This window comes from Burkholderia sp. FERM BP-3421 (assembly GCF_028657905.1).
Classification (GTDB): domain Bacteria; phylum Pseudomonadota; class Gammaproteobacteria; order Burkholderiales; family Burkholderiaceae; genus Burkholderia.
In genome coordinates this window covers 3769987-3791095 of record NZ_CP117782.1, presented here as the reverse complement: position 1 = coordinate 3791095, position 21109 = coordinate 3769987, and the positions used below count along the sequence as shown (strand labels likewise).

Here is a 21109-nt window from a genome sequence, read left to right as displayed (position 1 = left end):
TTGATATGGAAGCGGACCGCACGGGCCCGCGCGGCGCGTCAGACCACGACGGTCTGCGCCTCGCCTTCGCGGCTCTCGCGCACGACGCCGATCTTCCACACCTGCTCGCCTGCCGCGCTCAGCTGGCGCACCGCCTCGTCGGCATCCGCCGCCGAGACGATCACGGCCATGCCGATCCCGCAGTTGAACACGCGGTGCATTTCCGCGTCGGCGACGCCGCCGTGCTCCTGCAGCCACTTGAACAGCGGCGGCAGCGGCCAGGCCGCCTGGTCGAGTTCGGCGGTCAGGCCGTCGCGCAGCACGCGCGGGATGTTCTCGACGAGCCCGCCGCCCGTGATGTGCGCCATGCCCTTGACCGCGAGGCTCTGCATCAGCGCGAGGAGCGGCTTGACGTAGATGCGGGTCGGCGCGAGCAGCGCGTCGGCCAGCGAACGGCCGTGGAAATCCGCCGACAGGTCGGGGTTCGCGCGCTCGATGATCTTGCGCACCAGCGAGAAGCCGTTCGAATGAATGCCGCTCGACGCGAGGCCCAGCACCACGTCGCCCGGCACGATCGTGCTGCCGTCGATGATCTTGCTCTTCTCGACCGCGCCGACCGCGAAGCCCGCGAGGTCGTACTCGCCGTCCGGATACATGCCCGGCATTTCCGCCGTCTCGCCGCCGATCAGCGCGCAACCCGAGAGCTCGCAGCCGGTCGCGATGCCTTGCACGACGGTGGCCGCCGTGTCCACGTCGAGCTTGCCGCACGCGAAATAGTCGAGGAAAAACAGCGGCTCGGCGCCCTGCACGAGGATGTCGTTCACGCTCATCGCGACGAGATCCTGGCCGACCGTGTCGTGGCGGTTCAGGTGGAACGCGAGCTTGAGCTTGGTGCCGACGCCGTCGGTGCCCGACACGAGCACGGGCTCGCGATACTTCTTCGGTACCTCGAACAGCGCGCCGAATCCGCCAATGCCGCCCAGCACGCCATCGCGCAGGGTTTTCTTCGCAAACGGCTTGATCTTGTCGATGAGCGCGTCGCCCGCGTCGATGTCGACGCCCGCGTCACGATAGGAGAGACCCTGGGCGCCAGGAGCGGATTTCGGAGGATTCATGGGGAAAGGCAAGAAGGTCGGTAAAATGCGATTTTACCCGAAGCCGGACGCCCGGCCGGAATTCCCCGCACCGATCCACCAGGGAAAGCATCTTGCCGAATTCGTCCCCGATTTTGACGCCCGCTCCGCGCCCGGCCCGGCTTCGCGCCGCGTCCGGCCGCGCGCGTCGGGCGGCCGGACGCGGCATGCCCGGCCCGCTTCACCCGACCCGATTCGAACCGTGACTGTTACCCGGCAACTGACGCTCGATCTCGGCACCCCGCCGCCCTCCACGTTCGACAACTTCTACATCGGCGCGAACGACGAACTGGTCACGCGCCTGCGCCGGCTCGATCTCGCGCTCGCGGCCGGCCCGGTGGCCGACCGCACGTTCTACGTCTGGGGCGAACCGGGCAGCGGCCGCAGCCACCTGCTGCAGGCGCTCGTGCACGACACCTCGTACGGTTGCGCGCGCTACCTGGGCCCGCAAAGCGGGCTTGGCGATTTCACCTTCGAGCCGCGCGTGTCGCTGTACGCGGTCGACGACTGCGACGCGCTCAGCGACACCCAGCAGATCGCGGTGTTCAACCTGTTCAACGAGGTGCGCGCGCATCCGTCGAGCGCGCTGGTCGCGACGGGCCCTGCCGCGCCGCTCGCGCTCGACGTGCGCGAAGACCTGCGCACCCGGCTCGGCTGGGGGCTCGTGTTCCATCTCGCGCCGCTGTCCGACGAGGGCAAGGCGGCCGTACTCAAGCGGGCGGCGAAGGAACGCGGCATCGCGCTCGCCGACGACGTGCCCGCCTACCTGCTCACCCATTTCCGCCGCGACATGCCAAGCCTGATGGCGCTGCTCGACGCGCTCGACCGGTTCTCGCTCGCGCAAAAGCGCGCGGTCACGCTGCCGCTGCTGCGCACGATGCTGGCCACGCCCGAGCACGACGACGGCGCTTCCGGCCGGCTCAAGTAGCTTCAAGTAAAATGCGCTTCCATGACTAATCTGGCACTCTTTGACCTGGATCACACGCTGATCCCCACCGACAGCGACCACGAATGGGGTCGTTTCATGGTGAAACTCGGCATCGTCGACGCGGACAGCTTCTCGCGGCAGAACGATCGTTTCTACGCCGACTACAAGGCGGGCAAACTCGATATCCACGCTTACCTGATCGCCATGCTGACGCCGCTCGCGCGCCATTCGCGCGCGCAGCTCGCGCAATGGCACGCGCAATACATGCACGAGGTGATCCGGCCGGCGATGCTGCCGGCGGCGCTCGAACTCGTGCGCCGCCACCAGGACGCGGGCGACCTGTGCTGCCTGGTCACCGCGACCAACGAATTCATCACGCGGCCGATCGCCGCCGCATTCGGCATCGATGCGCTGATCGCGCCCGAGGTCGAGACCGTCGACGGCCATCCCGACTCCGCGTTCACCGGCCGCCCGACGGGCACGCCGAGCTATCGCGAAGGCAAGATCGTCCGCACGCAGGCCTGGCTCGCGTCGCTCGGCAAGCAGCTCGGCGATTTCGAGCACAGCTACTTCTACAGCGACTCGCACAACGACATCCCGCTTCTCGAACAGGTCACCGACCCGATCGCGACCAACCCCGACGCCACCCTGCGCGCGCATGCGCAAACGCATGGCTGGCGCATCCTCGATCTTTTCCAACCGTCGTGATCAAAAAACTCATCCGCAAGCTGCTCGGACAAGAGGCCGCCGACGCGGCCCAGGCAACCGACACCCCCGCCCGTGCCCCGCGCGGCGCCCAAGCCGCGCGCGCCGCCGCCCCGGCCCGCCGGACCGAGCCGACCATCGTGCCGGCCGGCGTGCACGGCATCAATCCCGCGCTGATCTCGAAGAACGCCGTGCGCGTCACCGACACGCTGCAACAGGCGGGCTTCCGCGCGTTCATCGTCGGCGGCGCGGTGCGCGACCTGCTGCTCGGGATCGCGCCGAAGGACTTCGACGTCGCCACCGACGCGACGCCGACCGAGGTGCAGCGCCTGTTCCGCCGCGCCCGCCTGATCGGCCGCCGGTTCCAGATCGTGCACGTGCAGTTCGGCCAGGAACTGATCGAGGTGTCGACGTTCCGCGCGCTGGTCGACCCGCAGGCCGCCGGCGACGCGCCGCCGCCGCCCGCCAAGCGCCTCAAGCGCGACGAGCTCGACCGCCGCACCCATGCGGTCGACGCGAGCGGCCGCGTGCTGCGCGACAACGTCTGGGGCGAGCAGCACGAGGACGCGACGCGCCGCGACTTCACGATCAACGCGATGTACTACGACCCGGCCACGCAGTCCGTGCTCGACTACCACGACGGCATGGCCGACATGCGCGCGCGCCTGCTGCGGATGATCGGCGATCCGGCCACGCGGTTCCGCGAGGATCCGGTGCGGATGCTGCGCGTGGTGCGCTTCGCGGCGAAGCTCGGCTTCGAGATCGAGCCGCATACGCGCGCGCCGATCCAGGAGTTGGCCGACCTGATCAACAACGTGCCGGCCGCGCGCCTGTTCGACGAGATGCTGAAGCTGCTGCTGTCCGGCCACGCGCTCGCCTGCCTCACGCGGCTGCGCGCCGAAGGGCTGCACCACGGGCTGCTGCCGCTCCTCGACGTCGTGCTCGAACAGCCGCAGGGCGAAAAATTCATCCGCCTCGCGCTCAACAACACCGACGCGCGCGTGCGCGCGGGCAAGCCGGTGTCGCCGGGCTTCCTGTTCGCGACGCTGCTGTGGCACGACATGCGCCAGCGCTACGAGCAATACGTGGCCGAGGGCGAATTCCCGGTGCCGGCGCTCAACCGCGCGATGGACGACGTGCTCGACATGCAGACCGAGAAGCTCGCGATCCACAAGCGCTTCTCGGCCGACATGCGCGAGATCTGGGGGCTGCAGCTGCGCCTCGAGAAACGCTCGGGCCGCGGCGCGCTGCGGCTGCTGGAACACCAAAGATTCAGAGCGGGGTATGATTTCCTCCTGTTGCGCTGCGAGTCCGGCGAGCTGGACGGCGAGGTCGGCCAATGGTGGACGGATTTCATCGACGGCGACATCGCGCAGCGTGAAGCGCTGCTCACGCAGGGCGGCACCAAGGAGAAATCACCGCGCAAGCGTCGCCGCCGAGGCGGCGCGCGCAATCGCACGCCGGACGACGGCACGGAACAGACGCCGCAGCAAGGCGACTGACGCGCACGCGGTCGAACGATGCAGGAAGTGATGCCATGACGGTTGCTTATCTCGGACTGGGGGCCAATCTGGGCGACGCGCGCCAGGCGCTGAAGGACGCGGTCGTCTGTCTCGCGCAGCAGCACACGGTCACCGTGTGCGGCAAGTCGAGCCTGTACCGCACCGCGCCCATCGACGCCGGCGGCGACGACTACTACAACTGCGTCGTCAAGATCGACACGCCGCTCGACGCGCACGAGCTGCTCGCGCTGTGCCAGAAGATTGAGCATCACTTCGGCCGCGAGCGCCCGTACCGCAACGCCCCGCGCACGCTCGACATCGACCTCCTGCTGTACGGCGCGCACCGGATCGACAGCCCCGACCTGGTGGTGCCGCACCCGCGCCTGACCGAACGCGCGTTCGCGCTCGTGCCGCTCGTCGAGATCGACCCGGCGCTCGAGATCCCCGCGCTCGGCCGCGCCGACGCCTTCCTCGCCGCCGTCGCGTCGCAGCGCATCGAGAAGGTCCAGTCCTGCCAATGCCAACTGCTGCGCACGCTCGCCGACGAAGCGGGCGCGCAGCCCGGCAAACCCACCTGCCAATGAACGCCGCACCCCTGACCGTCACGCCGCCCGACTCGCGGCCGCCGTGCCGCCACCTCGTGATCGAGGGGCCGATCGGCGTGGGCAAGACCTCGCTCGCGAAGCGGCTCGCCGCGCGCTGGTCGACCCAGCCGCTGCTCGAACGCCCGCAGGACAACCCGTTCCTCGAACGCTTCTATCGCGACACCGCGCGCTACGCGCTGCCCGCGCAGCTGTCGTTCACGCTGCAGCGCGCGCAGCAGGCGCGCGAGATCACCGCCGCCTACGCGGCCGGCACGCCGCTCGTCACCGATTTCATGCTGCAGAAGAGCGAGATCTTCGCGCGGCTCACGCTGCCCGACGACGAGTGGCAGCTGTATCGCGCGCTGGCCGCGCAGGTCGATACGAGCGCGCCCGCGCCCGACCTCGTGGTCTACCTGCAGGCGACGCCCGAGGTGCTGTACGCGCGGATCCAGAAGCGCGGCGTGGCGATGGAGCAGCAGATCAGCGACAGCTATCTGCGCGCGCTCTCCGACGCGTACAACGAATTCTTCTATCACTACGATCGCACCCCCGTGCTGACCGTGGCGGCGGAACACCTGAATCCGCTCGAATCCCCCGAAGACCTTGCGCTGCTCGTCGACCGGATCGAGACGATGCGCGGCCGCAAGGAATACTTCGTCAAGGGCGGCGCCGCCCGTTGAGGCGGCGCGCCCTTTCCTTCACCCATCGAATCGGAACACCCATGACCTATCTCCAGGAATCGAGCCGGCCGGCCGTGACGGTCCCCAAGCTGCAGGCCATGCGCGACGCCGGCGAGAAGATCGCGATGCTCACCTGCTACGACGCGAGCTTTTCCGCGCTGCTCGACCGCGCGGGCGTCGACGTGCTGCTGATCGGCGATTCGCTCGGCAACGTGCTGCAAGGGCAGACCACGACGCTGCCCGTCACGCTCGACGAGATCGCGTACCACACGGCCAGCGTCGCGCGCGCGCAGCCGCGCGCGCTGGTGGTCGCCGACCTGCCGTTCGGCACCTACGGCACGCCGGCCGACGCGTTCGCGAGCGCGGTCAAGCTGATGCGCGCGGGCGCGCAGATGGTCAAGCTGGAGGGCGGCGAATGGCTCGCGGAGACGGTGCGCTTCCTGGTCGAGCGCTCGGTGCCGGTGTGCGCGCACCTCGGCCTCACGCCGCAATCGGTGCATGCGTTCGGCGGCTTCAAGGTGCAGGGCAAGACCGAGGCGGGCGCGGCGCAGCTGCTGCGCGACGCGCGCGCGATCGAAGCGGCGGGCGCGCAGCTCGTCGTGCTGGAGGCGATCCCGACGCTGGTCGCGGCCGAGGTCACGCAGCTGCTGCGGGTGCCGACGATCGGCATCGGCGCGGGCGTCGACTGCTCGGGACAGGTGCTGGTGCTGCACGACATGCTGGGCGTGTTCCCCGGCAAGCGGCCGCGCTTCGTGAAGGATTTCATGCACGGCCAGCCGGGCGGCATCTTTGCCGCGGTCGAGGCGTATGTGCACGCGGTGAAGGACGGGAGCTTCCCGGGGCCCGAGCATTCGTTCTGAACGCCTGAACGGCGGGTGATGCGGGCGGGCGCGAACGCGCCGTCCGCAAACGAGCAACGTGATCGCGGCCCGCGCGGCGGGCGACTGCGACCGGAACGCCCCCGCCGACGACGCGGCCCGCTCAGCCCCCGGGCGCGCGCGCCAGCCGCGCCGCGACCGCGCCGCGCAACGCATTGCTCAGCATCAGCGCTTCCGCGCGCAGCAGGTCGTCCTGCGTCAATACCCGCTCGCTCGCGGCGAGCAGCGGATCCTCCAGCAGCACTCCGCGCATCACCCCCGGCAGCACGCCCGATGCGAGCGGCGGCGTATACCAGCGTCCATCCAACTTGACGAACACCGTCGAGCGCCCGCCTTCCGTCAGCTCGCCGCGCTCGTTGACGAACAGCATGTCGAAGCAGCCCTGCTGCTCCGCCTGCTGCCACGCGCGATCGTAGTGCGCGCGCCGCGTGGTCTTGTGCAGCAGCAGCGCATCGCCCGACGGCACCGCCGCGAAACCGTGCTCCGACGCGAGCATCACGCCCACCGGCCCGTCCGCGAGCGGCTTGAGCGGCGCGCCCGTGAGTTCGAGCGCGCCGTCCTTGGCCAGCGCGAGTCGCACGCGATGCGCGCCCGGTTCGTCGAACGCCGCGCAACGCGCCGCGAGCGCCGCCCGCAAGGCGGCCTCGTCGTACGCGAAACCGAATGCGTCCGCGCTCGCGCGCAGCCGCGCGAGGTGGCGATCGAGATGGCGCACGCCGTCGGCGCGCGTCGCCTGCATGGTCTCGAACAACGCGAAGCCCGGCTCCGCGCCCGTGAGGAAGCGCGCCTTCAGCTCGCACTCCGCGTATTCGTCCGCCGCGACGCTGTCGAGCACGATCCCCGCGCCCACGCCCATCACGCCGCGCCGTCGCCCCTGGGCGTCGGCCGGGGCAAGCGTCAGCGTGCGGATCGCGACCGACAGGCAGAAGTCGCCGCACGGATGCGCGCCGTCGTCCGACGCGGCGTCGAGCCAGCCGAGCGCGCCCGTATACAGCCCGCGCGGCGTGCTCTCGAGCGCGTCGATCAGCTTCAGGGTCTCGTGCTTCGGCGCGCCCGTGATCGAGCCGCACGGGAACAGCGCGCGCAGCACGTCCGCGAAGCGCACGCCGTCGCGCAGCTCGGCCTCGACCGTCGAGGTCATCTGCCATACCGATGCATACGGCTCCACCGAGAACAACGCGGGCACCCGGACGCTGCCGGTGCGCGCGACGCGCGACACGTCGTTGCGCAGCAGATCGACGATCATCACGTTTTCCGCGCGATTCTTCGGATCGTTCGCGAGGAGCCGCGCCATGGCCGCATCGGCCGCGGGCTCGGCCGCGCGCGGCGCGGTGCCCTTCATCGGCCGCGCGCGCAGCCGGGCGCCCGCCTTCTCGATGAACAGCTCGGGCGAGCAGGACACGATCCAGCCGTCGTCCGGCAGCGCGATCAGCGCGCCGTAGCGCACCGGCTGACGCGCGCGCAGCCGCCGATACAGCGCGAGCGGCGCGCCGAACGCATCGAAATCGAGCCGGTAGGTGTAGTTGACCTGATACGAATCGCCGTCGCGCAGCGCGCGCTGCACCGCCGCGAGCGCCGCGTCGAATGCCGCGCGCGTGACGCTCTTGCGCACCCGCGCGACGCCCGCGACCGACGGCGTCGCCGCGCCGCCGTCGCGCTGCGCGAGCCAGCCGTCGGCCTCCTCGCGCGACAAGCGCTCGACCCGGTCGAACAACAGAAAACGCAGCGGCGCATCGCCTGGCTGCGCCAGTTGCAGATTCCGCCCGAACCCGTAGTCGCCGAGCACGATCGCGTGCAGCCCGCGCCGCGCATCGGCCGCGACCGCGTCGCAGACCGCATCGAGCGTCGCCGGATCGGTGCACATGCGTTCGTGCGAGAACCCGGTATACAAGCGACTCGACCGCGTCGCCGCGGTCGAGTCGCAATCGTCGAGGAGCGCGAAGACCGCGCTCCCGTCAAGCTCAGCCATCCCGCTTCACCTTATCGGCCCGTCACTCGAAGAAGCTCTTCACGCGATCGAACCAGCTCTTGCTCTGCGGGCTGTGGCGCCCGCCGCCTTCCGCCAGCGACTTCTCGAACTGCTTGAGCAGGTCGCGCTGCTGCTCGGTGAGCTTCACGGGCGTTTCCACCTGCACATGCACGTAGAGGTCCCCGGCGATGCTCGAACGCAGGCCCTTGATGCCCTTGCCGCGCAGCCGGAACGTCTTGCCCGACTGCGTGCCTTCCGACACCGTGAAGCTCGCGCGGCCCGCCAGCGTCGGCACCTCGATCTCGCCGCCGAGCGCCGCCGTCGTGAACGGAATCGGCATCTGGCAGTGCAGGTCGTCGCCGTCGCGCTCGAACACCGCGTGCGGCTTGATGTGGATCTCGACATACAGGTCGCCCGACGGCCCGCCGTTGATCCCCGGCTCGCCGTTGCCGGCCGAGCGGATCCGCATGCCGTCGTCGATGCCCGCCGGGATCTTCACCTCGAGCGTCTTGTTTTCCTTCACCTTGCCCGAGCCGTGGCAATGCACGCACGGTTCCGGGATGTAGGTGCCGGTGCCGTGGCACTTCGGACAGGTCTGCTGGATGCTGAAGAAACCCTGCGACATCCGCACCGTGCCCTGGCCGTGACAGGTCGGGCAGGTTTCGGGCTTGGTGCCCGGCTTCGCGCCGGAGCCGTGGCAGATGTCGCACGACGCCCAGCTCGGCACGCGGATCTGCGTGTCGTAGCCGTGCGCCGCCTGCTCCAGCGTGATTTCCATGCTGTAGCGCAGGTCCGCGCCGCGATACACCTGCGGGCCGCCGCGGCCGCCGCGCGCGGCGCCGCCCGCGGCCTGGCCGAAGATGTCGCCGAAGATGTCGCCGAACGCATCGGCGAAACCACCGAAGCCCTGCGCGCCCGCGCCGCCCACGTTCGGATCGACGCCGGCGTGGCCGTACTGATCGTACGCCGCGCGCTTCTGGCCGTCCGACAGCATTTCATAGGCTTCCTTCACTTCCTTGAAATGCTCTTCCGCATCCTTGCTGTCCGGATTGCGGTCGGGGTGGTACTTCATCGCGAGCTTGCGATATGCCTTCTTGATTTCGTCGTCGCTCGCATTCTTCGCGACGCCCAGAACCTCGTAGTAATCCCGTTTCGCCATATCGGTTCAATACCGCCGCTCAACGCGCGCGGCGGCTCCTCTCGCTTCCAGTAAAGTCTTGCGACTTGTTGAGCGGCGCCGACACGTCGTGCCGGCGCCGCCCGCCATAAAACAAATGCGCCCGGAGGGCCGCGAGGCCCGCCAGGCTAGGGGTGATCCGTGCTTCCGGCGACGGAGACGGATCCGAGTCAGCCGCGCCGCGCGCGTCGCCGCGCGCGGCTCGCGGTTCAACTGCAACCCGGCTTAGTCCTTCTTCACTTCCTTGAAGTCCGCGTCGACCACGTCGTCGGCCTGCTGCGCGCCGCCGTGCGCCGCGCCTTCCGCCGCACCGGCCGCACCGGCCGCACCCGCCGCGCCGGCCTGCTGCGCCTGCATGTCGGCGTACATCTTCTCGCCGAGCTTCTGCGACGCCGTCGAGAGCGCCTCGATCTTCGCATCGATCGCCGCCTTGTCGGCCGACGTGTTCTTCAGCACGTCCTCCAGCTCCTTCAGCGCGGCCTCGATCTTGTCCTTCTCGCCCGCGTCCAGCTTGTCGCCGTACTCGGCGACCGCCTTCTTCGTGCTGTGGACGAGCGCGTCGCCCTGGTTGCGCGAATCGGCCAGCTCACGCAGCTTGTGGTCTTCCGCCGCGTTCGCTTCCGCGTCCTTGATCATCTGGTCGATCTCGGCTTCGGACAGGCCCGAGTTCGCCTTGATCGTGATCTTGTTTTCCTTGCCGGTCGCCTTGTCCTTCGCGCCGACGTGCAGGATGCCGTTCGCGTCGATGTCGAAGGTCACTTCGATCTGCGGCACGCCGCGCGGCGCCGGCGGGATGCCTTCCAGGTTGAATTCGCCGAGCAGCTTGTTGCCCGCCGCCATCTCGCGCTCGCCCTGGAACACCTTGATCGTCACCGCGCCCTGGTTGTCGTCCGCGGTCGAGTACACCTGCGCGTGCTTGGTCGGGATCGTGGTGTTCTTGTTGATCATCTTCGTCATCACGCCGCCGAGCGTCTCGATGCCGAGCGACAGCGGGGTCACGTCGAGCAGCAGCACGTCCTTGCGGTCGCCCGACAGCACCTGGCCCTGGATCGCCGCGCCGACGGCGACGGCCTCGTCCGGGTTCACGTCACGGCGCGGATCCTTGCCGAAGAACTCCTTCACCTTCTCCAGGACCTTCGGCATGCGGGTCTGGCCGCCGACCAGGATCACGTCGTCGATGTCCGAGACCTTGACGCCCGCGTCCTTGATCGCGATGCGGCACGGCTCGATGGTGCGCTCGACCAGCTCCTCGACCAGCGCTTCCAGCTTGGCGCGCGTGATCTTCAGGTTCAAGTGCTTCGGACCCGATGCGTCGGCCGTGATGTACGGCAGGTTGATTTCGGTCTGCTGGCCCGACGACAGCTCGATCTTCGCCTTCTCGGCCGCTTCCTTCAGGCGTTGCAGCGCGAGCACGTCCTTCGACAGGTCGACGCCCTGCTCCTTCTTGAACTCGCCGATGATGTAATCGATGATGCGCTGGTCGAAGTCTTCGCCGCCGAGGAAGGTGTCGCCGTTGGTCGACAGCACTTCGAACTGCATTTCACCGTCGACGTCCGCGATCTCGATGATCGACACGTCGAAGGTGCCGCCGCCGAGGTCATACACGGCGATCTTGCGGTCGCCCTTCTCGGCCTTGTCGAGGCCGAACGCGAGCGCGGCCGCGGTCGGCTCGTTGATGATCCGCTTCACTTCGAGGCCCGCGATGCGGCCGGCGTCCTTGGTCGCCTGGCGCTGGCTGTCGTTGAAGTACGCGGGCACCGTGATCACGGCTTCCGTGACCGGCTCGCCGAGGTAGTCCTCGGCCGTCTTCTTCATCTTGCGCAGCACTTCGGCCGACACCTGCGGCGGCGCGAGCTTGTCGCCGTGCGCCTCGACCCATGCGTCGCCGTTGTCGGCCTTGATGATCGCGTAGGGCATCAGGCCGATGTCCTTCTGCACTTCCTTCTCTTCGAAGCGGCGGCCGATCAGGCGCTTGACCGCGAACAGCGTGTTGCGCGGGTTGGTCACCGACTGACGCTTGGCGGGCGCGCCGACCAGGACTTCGTTGTCGTCCATGTAGGCGATGATCGACGGCGTGGTGCGCGCGCCTTCCGAGTTCTCGATGACCTTGACTTGGTTGCCTTCCATCACGGCCACGCACGAATTCGTGGTGCCGAGGTCAATACCGATGATCTTTCCCATTTTCTTCAATCTCCAGAAATCTTGATCGCTGCGGAAAACCGGCCTTTTTACCCGATTCCCCACGCCAAATTCAACTCTGCACTCGAAATAAGTGCTGCCGCGCCGTTTTCAAGACCCTGAAACCGATGCGGCTATTTATTTTTTCAATCGCCGCCCGCGGCCGCGACCTTCGCCCGCGCCGCGGCCGTCGCGGCCTCGAACTGCGCGAGCCCGTGCCAGCCGGTGGCCCGCCCGAGCCGCTTGCCGCGATGGAAGAAGAACCAGGTCGGCACGCCGTGCAGCACGAAGCGGCGCGCCAGCTCGCGGTGTTCGTAGACATTGCTCTGGAACCATTTAAGGTCGAGCGCGCGGATCGCGTCGGGCTGCGCGAGCATCGCTTTCTTGGCGATCTCGCAGTTGAAGCAGTCGACGCCCCAGAAAAACACGACCGCGAGCGCATCGCCCGCGGCGGCGAGGCCGGCGTCGAAGTTCGCGGCGTCGAGCGGCGCCATGCCGAACACCGCAAATGCCGTCGCGTCGACGTCCACGCCCGCCATTGCGTCCGCGCTTACTTCGGCTGGGCGACGGTCACGAGTGCCGGACGCAGTACGCGGTCGGCAATCGTGTAGCCTTTTTGCAACACTGCGACGACGGTATTCGGCTCCTGCTCGGCCGGCACCATCGAGATCGCCTGGTGCTGGTGCGGATCGAACTTCGCGCCGACCGGGTTGATCGCCGTCACGCGGCCCTTCTCGAGCGCGCTCTGGAGCTGGCGCAGCGTCAGGTCGACGCCCTCGCGCACCTTCGTGAGGTCGCCCGAGGTGTCGCCGAGCGCGGCTTCGAGGCTGTCGAGCACGGGCAGCAGGTTCTCCGCGAAGCTCTCGATCGCGAACTTGTGCGCCTTCGACACGTCGTCCTGCGCACGGCGGCGCACGTTCTCGGTCTCGGCCTTCGCGCGCAGGAAGCCTTCCTGCAGCTCGACGATCTTGGCTTGGGCCTCGGCGAGCGCGGCTTCGGCAGCGGGCGCGGCGTCGGCGGCCTGGGCGGCCTCGGCGGCGGCCGGGTCGCGGCCGGTTTCGTCGGCCGTCTGGCCAGCCGGGTTCTCTTGCGTGTTTTCCATGTCGCTGAAAAGTCGTGTTAGAGGTTAAAGCCAAAACGGCGTCCCGCCGCGCGGTTCGAGCCACGCCGGCCGGAGGCCGCACAACGATAGTGCAAATGGGGCCCAAGACAACAATTTCAAGAGGGTCTTTGTCCGCGCGACGCACCGTTTCCCGGCAGCCCGTCACCGCGCCGGTGCGCGACCGAACGCCCGTGCGGCGGGCGGAAACCCGCGGTAACAACCCTTACGCGGCCGCCTCTAGCAGCCGGGCGGGCCCCTGCACTACACTCCAGTCAGGCAGCCTGAAGAGCAGGGATGCCCTGCCCTGACGAATGCCTGACATCGATCCCGTGGCCGCGTTTTCACCCGTCTTCTCGAGGGGAGTACCGTGAAACTGACCTTTGCCATCTCGATGGTCGCCCTGGTACTCATTGCGGGCACCACGACCATCTGCCTGTCCGGCGCCGTGACCGAGCGCACCACCGAATACGGCAGCGCGCGCGCCACCTTCGACCAGATGTTCAGCGCTCACCCGAAAGTTTGTCGATGATCCGCCGGTCGCGCTTGGTCGGCCGCCCGTGCAGTTCCGCCGCGGGTTCCCGGAAGTTCCGGCGGCGCTCCTGCTCGGCGAGCCTGCGCTCGCGGCCCGCCGCGGTTTCCGCGTAGAGCTGCTGGGCGACGCTCGCCGGCCCGCGCGTGTCGCACACCCCGAGCACGTCGACCTGCCAGACCACGCTTTCGATCGCGATCTCCACCTGGTCGCCGACCCGCACTTCCTTCGACGGCTTGACGGCCGCCCCGCCGATCCGCACCCGCCCCTTGTCGACCGCGTCGGCCGCGAGCGAGCGGGTCTTGAAGAAACGCGCGGCCCACAGCCACTTGTCGATGCGCAGCCGCGCGCCGGGTTCGGTCGAGATCCGGTAGTTCATCGCGTCAGGCCATCGCCTCGGTGTGCGCGACCGGCCGCACCGGCCAGCCTTGCAGGTTTTCCGCCGCGATCTCGCCGAGCGCCGCGATCCACGCGGGCGACGCGTTCAGGCACGGGATCCGGTGGAACGCCTTGCCGCCCGCGCCGAGGAACGCGTCGCGCACCTCCATGCCGATCTCCTCGATCGTCTCCAGGCAATCGGCGGTGAAGCCCGGGCAGAACACGTCCGCGCGGCGCACCCCGGCCTCGCCCAGCTCGCGCAGCGTCGGCTCCGTATAGGGCTGCAGCCATTCCGCCTTGCCGAAGCGCGACTGGAACGTGACCCGGCATTCGAGCGTGGTGAGCCCGAGCGCCGTGATCAGCAGCGCGGCCGTCTGCTGGCACTGGTCGTGATAGGGATCGCCGAGGTCGAGCGTGCGCTTCGGCACGCCGTGGAAGCTCAGCACGAGCTTGTCGCCGGCGGCGAAATCGGGGCGGCCGTGCGCGTCCCAGTAGTGGCGCACCTGCTCGGCCAGCGCGTGGATATAGGCCGGATGGTCCGCGTAGTGGCGCACCGTGCGCACCTCGGGCTGGTTGCGCATGCGGCGCAGCGCGACGAACGCGTCGTCGAACGCGGTGGCGGTGGTCGAGGCCGAATACTGCGGGTACAGGGGCAGCAGCAGCACGCGCTCGGCGCCCGCGCGGCGCAGCTGCGACAGCACCGTGCCGATCGAGGGGGTGCCGTAGCGCATCGCGTAGTCGACCAGCACCTGATAGCCGTTCGCGGCGAACAGCGGCCGCAGGCCCTCGACCTGGCGCTCGGTATGGACGCGCAGCGGCGAGCCCTCGGGCAGCCAGACGGACGCATATTTCTTCGCCGACGCGCGGCCGCGCAGCGGCAGCACCAGCGTGCGCAGGATCACCTGCCAGACGGCCCGGGGAATCTCGACCACGCGCGGGTCGGACAGGAACTGGGCGAGGTAGCGGCGCACCGCGCGGGGCGTCGGCTCGTCGGGCGTACCGAGGTTGATCAGCAGCACCGCGACGCGATGGGCCGCCGCGGCGTGCGACGGCGGTTCGAGATCAAAACGCATGGGCAGGACGTGCCGGAGCACCAAATCGAACGAAACACATTATAGCGGGCCGGCTCGGGCGGGCGCCCGGCTACTGCTGGCTCAGGGTCAGCGACAGGAGCCGCGCGGTGATGTCGACGATCGGAATCACCCGGTTGTAGGCCATCCGGGTCGGCCCGATCACGCCGAGCGTGCCGACGATCGTGCCGTTGACCTCGTACGGCGCCGTCACGACGCTCATCTCCTCGATCGGCACCAGCGTCGATTCGCCGCCGATGAAGATCTGCACCCCCTGCGCGTGGCTCGACACGTCGAGCAGTTGCAGGAGGCTCGTCTTCTGGTCGAACACGTCGAACAGCTTGCGCAGCCGCGCCATGTCGGACGACAGGTCGGCCACTTCCAGCAGGTTGCGCTCGCCGGAAATCAGCACCGTATCCTCTTCGTCCGGCACCTCGGTGCTCGCGGTGACGGCCGCGTGCATCAGCGCGGTCATGTCGCCGCGCAGCTGGTCGATCTCCTCGCGCAGCCGGCGCCGCACCTCGTCGAACGACAAACCCGCGAAATGCGCGTTGATGTAGTTCGACGCCTCGGTCAGCTGGGCCGGCGAGTAGTCGCGCTGGGTCGCCATCATGCGGTTCTGCACGTCGCCTTCCGGCGTGACGATGATGAGCAGGATCCGCTTGTCCGACAGCCGCATGAACTCGACCTGCTTGAACACGTGGCTGCGGCGCGGGGTCAGCACGACCCCGGCGAACTGCGACAGGCTCGACAGCACGCCCGCCGCGGCCGCCACCACCTTCTGCGGCTCGCCCGCCTGCAGCGTGGCCTGCACGAGCCGGGTGACCGCGTCCGGCGCCTCGACCGTCAGCATGGTGTCGACGAACAGCCGGTAGCCGCGCGGCGTCGGCACGCGGCCGGCCGACGTATGCGGGCTCGAGACCAGCCCCAGCTCCTCCAGGTCCGACATCACGTTGCGGATCGTGGCCGGGCTCAGTTCCAGCCCTGAATGCCGCGACAGCGTGCGCGAGCCGACCGGCTGACCGTCGGCGATATACCGTTCGATCAGCGTCTTGAGGAGAGTTCGTGCGCGGGGATCTAGCATGGGGAAAAATTCTAGCGCAACCCGGCCTCGGCCGCGAGCGCGGCGCAACCCGGCCGAACGGCGCGCCGGCGCGCCGAGCGGTTCTTTTCGTCATCGAGCTATGGTGTAATGCCGGCATGAAAACCGGCAATCAGTTCCATACCGTCGCGCTCGTGGGGCGCAGCAACACGCCCGGCATCGTCGAGCCGCTCGCCGCGCTCGCCGCCTGCATCGCGAAGCGCGGCTTCGAGGTCGTGTTCGAGGCCGACACCGCGCACGGAACCGGTATCACCGGCTACCCGGCCCTCACCCCGGCCGAGATCGGCGCGCGCGCCGACGTGGCGGTGGTGCTGGGCGGCGACGGCACGATGCTCGGCATCTGCCGCCAGCTCGCACCTTACAAGACCCCGTTGATCGGCATCAACCACGGCCGGCTGGGCTTCATCACCGACATTTCCGCGTCGGACATGCAGGAGCTGGTGCCGATGATGCTGACCGGCAGCTTCGAGCGCGAGGAGCGCACGCTGCTGGAGGCCCGCATCATGCGCGACGGCGAGCCGATCTACCACGCGCTCGCCTTCAACGACGTGGTCGTCAACCGCAGCGGCTTCTCCGGGATGGCGGAGCTGCGCGTGTCGGTCGACGGCCGCTTCATGTACAACCAGCGCTCCGACGGCCTGATCGTCGCCACGCCGACCGGCTCGACCGCCTACGCGCTGTCCTCGTCCGGCCCGATCCTGCATCCGCAGCTGCAGGGCATCGTGCTCGTGCCGATCGCGCCCCACGCGCTGTCGAACCGGCCGATCGTGCTGCCCGACGACTCCCGGGTGCGGATCCAGATCATCGGCGGGCGCGACGTGAACGTGAACTTCGACATGCAGTCGTTCACCGCGCTCGAGCTGAACGACTCGATCGAGGTGCGCCGCTCGAAGCACACCGTGCCGTTCCTGCATCCGGTCGGCTACAGCTACTACGCGACGCTGCGCAAGAAGCTGCACTGGAACGAACATCCGTCGCTCGACGACGACCCGGCGTCCTGACGCCTTCTCCCGCACAGCCCCTCATGCTTCGTCATCTCTCGATCCGCGACTTCGTCATCGTCGCCGCGCTCGACCTCGAATTCGAGCGCGGTTTCACCGTCTTCTCCGGCGAGACCGGCGCGGGCAAATCGATCCTGATCGACGCGCTCGCGCTCGCGCTCGGCGAACGCGCCGACGCGAGCGTCGTGCGGACGGGCTGCACGCGCGCCGACATCAGCGCCGAATTCACCCCGCACGACCGGGTCGTGCGCTGGCTCGACGAGCATGCGTTCGTCGCCGACGACGTCGTGATGCTGCGCCGCGTGGTCGACGCGAACGGCCGCTCGCGCGCCTTCATCAACGGCACCAGCGCGACCCTCGCCCAACTGCGCGAGGTCGGCGAGATGCTGGTCGACATCCACGGCCAGCACGCGCACCAGTTGCTGATGCGGCCGGAAGCGCAGCGCGAGCTGTTCGACACGCACGCGGGCCTCGTCGCCGATGCGGCCGCCGTCGCGCGCGGCTGGCGCGTGTGGCGCGACGCGACCCAGGCGATCGACGCCGCGCGCGCGCACGAGCGCGAGCGCCAGCTCGAACGCGAGAAGCTCGCATGGCAGCTCGCCGAGCTCGACAAGCTCGCGCCGCAGCCCGGCGAATGGGAGGAGATCGGCGCCGAGCATCGCCGCCTGTCGCACTCGGCGAACCTGATCGACGGCGTGCAGGCGGCGCTCGGCGCGCTGTCCGAGTCGGACGACGCGATGCTGACCCAGCTCGGCGCGATCGTCTCGAAGCTGCGCGGGCTCGCCGAATACGACGCCGCGCTGCACGACGCGCTCGCCTCGCTCGAACCGGCGGAGATCCAGCTGCAGGAAGCCGCGTATTCGCTGTCGCACTACGCGCAGCGGCTCGACCTCGATCCCGACCGGCTCGCCCAGGTCGAGACCCGCCTCGACGCGCTGCATTCGACGGCGCGCAAGTTCCGCCTGCCGCCCGACACGCTGCACGCCGAGCACGCCGCGCGCCGCGCGCAGCTCGCCGCGCTCGACGCGGCCGCCGACCTCGGCGCGCTCGAGGCCGTCGCCGCGAAAGCGCACGACGCCTACCTGGTCGATGCGAAACGGCTGTCGAAGGCGCGCGCGCAGGCCGCGAAGGCGCTCGGCGCGGCCGTCACCACCGGCATGCAGGAGTTGTCGATGGCGGGCGGCAGCTTCGAGGTCGCGCTCGTGCCGCTCGCGGACGGCGGCGCGCACGGGCTCGAACAGGTCGAGTTCCGCGTCGCCGGCCACTCGGGCGTGCCGCTGCGGCCGCTCGCGAAGGTCGCCTCGGGCGGGGAGCTGGCGCGGATCAGCCTCGCGCTCGCGGTGATCGCGAGCGCGGCCAGCCCGACGCCGACCCTGATCTTCGACGAAGTGGACACCGGCATCGGCGGCGGCGTCGCCGAAGTGGTCGGCCGCCTGCTGCACCAGCTCGGCCAGATCCGCCAGGTGCTGTGCGTGACCCACCTGCCGCAAGTGGCCGCGCGCGGCGACCAGCACCATCAGGTCGCGAAGGGTGCGGACGCGAACGGCGGCACCGTGTCGACCGTCGTGCCGCTCGACAAGGCGAACCGGATCGAGGAAATCGCGCGGATGCTGGGCGGCCTGGAGATCACCGCGACCACGCGCAAGCACGCGAAGGAAATGCTCGCCGCCTGAGGATGGGCCCGCGACACGGGCCGTGTTTCCGACCGGCCGTGCCTGTGACCAGCCGCACCGCCACTACCCGCGCAACCGACCGGCCATACCCAATCCAGGCGCCCCGCTGCGACGCGGCCGGCGCGCCCGGCCGCCCCGTCGCGTCGCGTCTTCAGCGCATCCTTACTTACCCTTGCATTGCCCGTGCATGTTGGCCACGCCCAACTCACGCCATGGGCCCCATTCGCCGCCCTGGCCAGGCACGTCGCCGAGCACCCACCAGCCGTTCATCCAGGTCTTGCCGCCATACGCAACCTTCTCGCACGGCGTCGCGTAGGTCCGCTTCGCCTCCCACGCGGGCACGGCCTGCCCGGCATCGGCCCGCACCGTCACGCGGTGTACCGCTTCCGACTTGCGGTTCAGCTCATCGGTCACCGTCAGGCGGAAATCGTGGTTGCGCTCGACCTCGGCCTTCGGCGCGACAAAGCTCGCGTTTGCGCCGTTCTGCGTCAGCGCGACGCCCGACAGGCTGGTCCATGCATAGCCCAGCCCCTTGCCGGTCGACTGCGCGCCCGACAGCGTCACACGCTCGCCGCCCGCGGCGTTCGCCGGCCCGCTGATCGCCGCGCGCGGCGGCGCGACCGTCTCCTGCGCCTTCACCTTGACCACATGTGTCGCGTTGGCCGCATAGCCCTTGTCATTGGTCACGGTCAATCCGAACGCGTAGTCGCGCTCCTTGTCGGCCGCCGGCGCGACGAAGCTCGCGCTGCTGCCAGCCGGCTTCAGCGTGATGCCCACCGGCGCGCGCCATTGGTATTGCAGCCGCTCGCCCACCGACGCCGCGCCGGACAGCGTGACCGTCGCGTTCGCATCGGCCTGCTGCGGGCCCGTGATCGACGCCTCCGGCAGCAACAAGCCATCGTTCCTCACCTCCACCACAGCGCCATCCGGTCCGAGCGAGCTCACCGTGATGATCTTGCCCGACAGCGTATCGTGCAACGAGTGGCCCGGCATCAGCGGTGCGTCCTTCATTCCGTTGGCGCTGCCCGGTGTCGCGTCGACCAGCGTGTTGAGCACCTTGCCGCTCTTGTGCTCGACGATCCGCACGATCACACCGTTGACGAACGGATCGTTCGCCTTCCAGTCGTCGAAACCCCGCAGCGGCTGGCGGAACTCGAGCCACAGCAGCGTGCCGTCGCTACGCTTGATCCGGTAACCGCGCGCGCCCGGCCGGTCGCCGAACAACGGCGCAAGCGTATACGCACCGGCATCGCGAATCTCCGGCACGTCGTTCGCCCCGAGCCAACCGGTGAACAACTGGTAGCTGCCCGGATACAAGCGCCGGCCGCCGCCGCCCATCGTATCGGACGGGTCATCGACCTTGCCCACGCGACATGCGGCGCCGACCTCGACCGTGCCGCCCGGCGTCGGGCAGTCGATCAGCGAAACCGGGTGGTTCGCGCCGAGGTTATGCCCGAACTCGTGCGTCCACATCCAGTAACCGGAGCCGCTGTTGTTCGACAGGATCCAGTTGCCCGGCGTCGCCGCGAGCCCCGCCCAGCCGCAATTGCTCATCTTCGGCAGGTCGACGAACAGATGGTCGAACTTGTCCGGGTTCACGCCGCGGATGCGGGCCGCGTCGCGCGCGGCGGCCAGAATCGCACTCGAATCGCAGGTCGCGGGCCGCTTGCCGAGATCGACACTGTCGAGTGTCTCGCCGCGCAGCCTGAGCTTGCCGTGCGACGCCACCTCGAGATAGCGGCGCAGCGACGCATACTCGTCGCCGTCGCCGAATACGGCCTTGCGCACCGTCTCGGCGTCGGCCGGCTTCGAATCCGAGAAATGCGCCACCAGCAGCAGGGCCGACTTGTCGCCGGCATACGGCCGATCGGGCAGGGGCAGCGGCAGCGGATAGGTGAAGGTGGCGGCAGCCGTGCCCCCCGCATCGGCGCGCATCGTCACCCCGGGCGCATCGGTCGAGGCGCTCAGCAACTCGGTGCGGCCGGCGTCGGCGCGATACTTGTTGCTCAACGCGAGCTGGTCGCCGAGGCCGGCGTTGACGCGCCAGCTGCGCATCGAGGTATAGCCGTCTCCCTTGCAGGTCCCCAGCGCCACGCGGCCGGTACTGCCGTCCGGGTGCGTGCGCAGGCAGCGCTCCGCGCCCTGCTCGATGGCCGCCCGGTTACGGATCAGATGCGTGCCGTCATTCTGCTTCTGGAACACCCAGTCCTGCGCCGCGCCGCCGTCGCACGCGGCAAACGTCACCGTTTCGCCACCCGGCTGCCACGCGAGGCACCGGTCATTGCCGTGCAGAACATTCTTGAGAGGAGTCGGCGCTGCTTGGGACGCCGCCGGCGCGGCCAGGGAGAACAGTCCCATGACGGCGGCAGCCAGCGCGGTCGTGGAAAGCGAGTGTCGGGTGGACGTCAAGATGGGCTCGAGATCGGTTGCGGCGCACAGCGACGCCTGGTGAACGGATGCCCGCATTCTTGCGAGACGCGCGGTTCCGTTCAAACAATCTCAATCGATTCTCAATACGCGGCGGGCGTCCGGTCCAGGCCC

At 69.2% G+C, this 21109-nt stretch carries 19 protein-coding genes; 9 read left to right on the top strand and 10 right to left on the bottom strand.

The window, feature by feature from the left end:
* Positions 1-38: 38 nt before the first annotated feature.
* Positions 39-1094 (bottom strand): phosphoribosylformylglycinamidine cyclo-ligase, encoded by a 1056-nt coding sequence (purM, locus tag Bsp3421_RS33345; RefSeq protein WP_274001314.1) that lies wholly within the window; start codon positions 1092-1094, stop codon positions 39-41.
* A 220-nt stretch (positions 1095-1314) separates the two neighbouring features.
* Between purM and hda the strand changes: the two genes are divergently transcribed.
* Genes hda through panB form a run of 6 tightly spaced genes read left to right on the top strand, consistent with a single transcriptional unit; the run spans position 1315 to position 6371 of the window.
* Positions 1315-2040 carry a DnaA regulatory inactivator Hda gene (gene hda / locus Bsp3421_RS33340; RefSeq protein WP_274001313.1) on the top strand — a complete coding sequence of 242 codons (726 nt, stop codon included), beginning with the start codon at positions 1315-1317 and terminating at the stop codon, positions 2038-2040.
* 21 nt (positions 2041-2061) lie between these two features.
* Positions 2062-2748 carry an HAD family hydrolase gene (locus Bsp3421_RS33335; RefSeq protein WP_274001311.1) on the top strand — a complete coding sequence of 229 codons (687 nt, stop codon included), beginning with the start codon at positions 2062-2064 and terminating at the stop codon, positions 2746-2748.
* The gene (gene pcnB, locus Bsp3421_RS33330) at positions 2745-4247 is read left to right on the top strand and encodes a polynucleotide adenylyltransferase PcnB (protein WP_274001308.1); all 1503 of its coding nucleotides are present in this window, start codon (positions 2745-2747) and stop codon (positions 4245-4247) included. Before Bsp3421_RS33335 ends, pcnB begins: the two co-directional genes overlap by 4 nt.
* Positions 4248-4282: 35 nt before the next feature.
* Positions 4283-4831 (top strand): 2-amino-4-hydroxy-6-hydroxymethyldihydropteridine diphosphokinase, encoded by a 549-nt coding sequence (gene folK / locus Bsp3421_RS33325; protein ID WP_274001306.1) that lies wholly within the window; start codon positions 4283-4285, stop codon positions 4829-4831.
* A complete protein-coding gene (locus tag Bsp3421_RS33320) occupies positions 4828-5511 on the top strand; it encodes a deoxynucleoside kinase (RefSeq protein WP_274001305.1) in 684 nt (227 codons plus the stop codon). The genes folK and Bsp3421_RS33320 overlap by 4 nt, the downstream gene beginning before the upstream one ends.
* Before the next feature lie 41 nt (positions 5512-5552).
* Positions 5553-6371: a 3-methyl-2-oxobutanoate hydroxymethyltransferase gene (gene panB, locus Bsp3421_RS33315; RefSeq protein WP_274001302.1), complete on the top strand. Its 819-nt coding sequence runs from the start codon at positions 5553-5555 to the stop codon at positions 6369-6371.
* A 121-nt stretch (positions 6372-6492) separates the two neighbouring features.
* Here panB and pabB read toward each other — a convergent pair whose 3' ends face one another.
* The 5 genes from pabB to grpE form a co-directional block, all read right to left on the bottom strand.
* Positions 6493-8358, bottom strand: coding sequence for an aminodeoxychorismate synthase component I (gene pabB, locus Bsp3421_RS33310; RefSeq protein WP_274001299.1), 1866 nt, complete (start codon positions 8356-8358; stop codon positions 6493-6495).
* A gap of 22 nt (positions 8359-8380) precedes the next feature.
* Positions 8381-9517 carry a molecular chaperone DnaJ gene (dnaJ, locus tag Bsp3421_RS33305; protein ID WP_274001298.1) on the bottom strand — a complete coding sequence of 379 codons (1137 nt, stop codon included), beginning with the start codon at positions 9515-9517 and terminating at the stop codon, positions 8381-8383.
* A 243-nt stretch (positions 9518-9760) separates the two neighbouring features.
* Positions 9761-11716 carry a molecular chaperone DnaK gene (gene dnaK, locus Bsp3421_RS33300; RefSeq protein WP_274001295.1) on the bottom strand — a complete coding sequence of 652 codons (1956 nt, stop codon included), beginning with the start codon at positions 11714-11716 and terminating at the stop codon, positions 9761-9763.
* Positions 11717-11859: 143 nt separating this feature from the next.
* Positions 11860-12252 carry a thioredoxin domain-containing protein gene (locus Bsp3421_RS33295; protein ID WP_274001292.1) on the bottom strand — a complete coding sequence of 131 codons (393 nt, stop codon included), beginning with the start codon at positions 12250-12252 and terminating at the stop codon, positions 11860-11862.
* Positions 12253-12263: 11 nt separating this feature from the next.
* On the bottom strand, positions 12264-12815 hold the full coding sequence (grpE, locus tag Bsp3421_RS33290; protein WP_274001291.1) for a nucleotide exchange factor GrpE: 552 nt from the start codon (positions 12813-12815) through the stop codon (positions 12264-12266).
* Between the two features lie 367 nt (positions 12816-13182).
* Between grpE and Bsp3421_RS33285 the strand changes: the two genes are divergently transcribed.
* Positions 13183-13344: a hypothetical protein gene (locus tag Bsp3421_RS33285; protein WP_274001289.1), complete on the top strand. Its 162-nt coding sequence runs from the start codon at positions 13183-13185 to the stop codon at positions 13342-13344.
* Here Bsp3421_RS33285 and Bsp3421_RS33280 read toward each other — a convergent pair.
* From Bsp3421_RS33280 to hrcA, 3 genes are all read right to left on the bottom strand, one after another.
* Complete coding sequence (locus Bsp3421_RS33280; RefSeq protein WP_274001288.1) at positions 13316-13723, bottom strand: RNA-binding S4 domain-containing protein; 408 nt, start codon at positions 13721-13723, stop codon at positions 13316-13318. The genes Bsp3421_RS33285 and Bsp3421_RS33280 overlap by 29 nt on opposite strands.
* A gap of 4 nt (positions 13724-13727) precedes the next feature.
* Positions 13728-14795: a ferrochelatase gene (hemH, locus tag Bsp3421_RS33275; protein WP_274001286.1), complete on the bottom strand. Its 1068-nt coding sequence runs from the start codon at positions 14793-14795 to the stop codon at positions 13728-13730.
* A gap of 70 nt (positions 14796-14865) precedes the next feature.
* Positions 14866-15876 carry a heat-inducible transcriptional repressor HrcA gene (gene hrcA, locus Bsp3421_RS33270; protein WP_274001284.1) on the bottom strand — a complete coding sequence of 337 codons (1011 nt, stop codon included), beginning with the start codon at positions 15874-15876 and terminating at the stop codon, positions 14866-14868.
* A 116-nt stretch (positions 15877-15992) separates the two neighbouring features.
* On the opposite strand from hrcA, the gene Bsp3421_RS33265 reads away from it, so the two are divergent.
* Positions 15993-16895 carry an NAD kinase gene (locus tag Bsp3421_RS33265; protein WP_274001281.1) on the top strand — a complete coding sequence of 301 codons (903 nt, stop codon included), beginning with the start codon at positions 15993-15995 and terminating at the stop codon, positions 16893-16895.
* A gap of 23 nt (positions 16896-16918) precedes the next feature.
* Positions 16919-18568, top strand: coding sequence for a DNA repair protein RecN (gene recN, locus Bsp3421_RS33260; protein WP_274001280.1), 1650 nt, complete (start codon positions 16919-16921; stop codon positions 18566-18568).
* A 162-nt stretch (positions 18569-18730) separates the two neighbouring features.
* On the opposite strand, the gene Bsp3421_RS33255 is transcribed toward recN, so the two are convergent.
* Positions 18731-20977 carry a carbohydrate-binding protein gene (locus Bsp3421_RS33255; protein ID WP_274001279.1) on the bottom strand — a complete coding sequence of 749 codons (2247 nt, stop codon included), beginning with the start codon at positions 20975-20977 and terminating at the stop codon, positions 18731-18733.
* Positions 20978-21109: the final 132 nt, after the last annotated feature.

Bases quoted from the DNA above. Each gene is read 5' to 3' on its own strand.
- purM (WP_274001314.1), bottom strand. From the start codon at position 1,094: ATGAATCCTCCGAAATCCGCTCCTGGCGCCCAGGGTCTCTCCTATCGT.
- dnaJ (WP_274001298.1), bottom strand. From the start codon at position 9,517: ATGGCGAAACGGGATTACTACGAGGTTCTGGGCGTCGCGAAGAATGCG.
- folK (WP_274001306.1), top strand. From the start codon at position 4,283: ATGACGGTTGCTTATCTCGGACTGGGGGCCAATCTGGGCGACGCGCGC.
- panB (WP_274001302.1), top strand. From the start codon at position 5,553: ATGACCTATCTCCAGGAATCGAGCCGGCCGGCCGTGACGGTCCCCAAG.
- Bsp3421_RS33335 (WP_274001311.1), top strand. From the start codon at position 2,062: ATGACTAATCTGGCACTCTTTGACCTGGATCACACGCTGATCCCCACC.
- Bsp3421_RS33295 (WP_274001292.1), bottom strand. From the start codon at position 12,252: ATGGCGGGCGTGGACGTCGACGCGACGGCATTTGCGGTGTTCGGCATG.
- pabB (WP_274001299.1), bottom strand. From the start codon at position 8,358: ATGGCTGAGCTTGACGGGAGCGCGGTCTTCGCGCTCCTCGACGATTGC.
- Bsp3421_RS33265 (WP_274001281.1), top strand. From the start codon at position 15,993: ATGAAAACCGGCAATCAGTTCCATACCGTCGCGCTCGTGGGGCGCAGC.
- recN (WP_274001280.1), top strand. From the start codon at position 16,919: ATGCTTCGTCATCTCTCGATCCGCGACTTCGTCATCGTCGCCGCGCTC.
- grpE (WP_274001291.1), bottom strand. From the start codon at position 12,815: ATGGAAAACACGCAAGAGAACCCGGCTGGCCAGACGGCCGACGAAACC.
- hrcA (WP_274001284.1), bottom strand. From the start codon at position 15,876: ATGCTAGATCCCCGCGCACGAACTCTCCTCAAGACGCTGATCGAACGG.
- Bsp3421_RS33320 (WP_274001305.1), top strand. From the start codon at position 4,828: ATGAACGCCGCACCCCTGACCGTCACGCCGCCCGACTCGCGGCCGCCG.
- Bsp3421_RS33280 (WP_274001288.1), bottom strand. From the start codon at position 13,723: ATGAACTACCGGATCTCGACCGAACCCGGCGCGCGGCTGCGCATCGAC.
- dnaK (WP_274001295.1), bottom strand. From the start codon at position 11,716: ATGGGAAAGATCATCGGTATTGACCTCGGCACCACGAATTCGTGCGTG.
- hemH (WP_274001286.1), bottom strand. From the start codon at position 14,795: ATGCGTTTTGATCTCGAACCGCCGTCGCACGCCGCGGCGGCCCATCGC.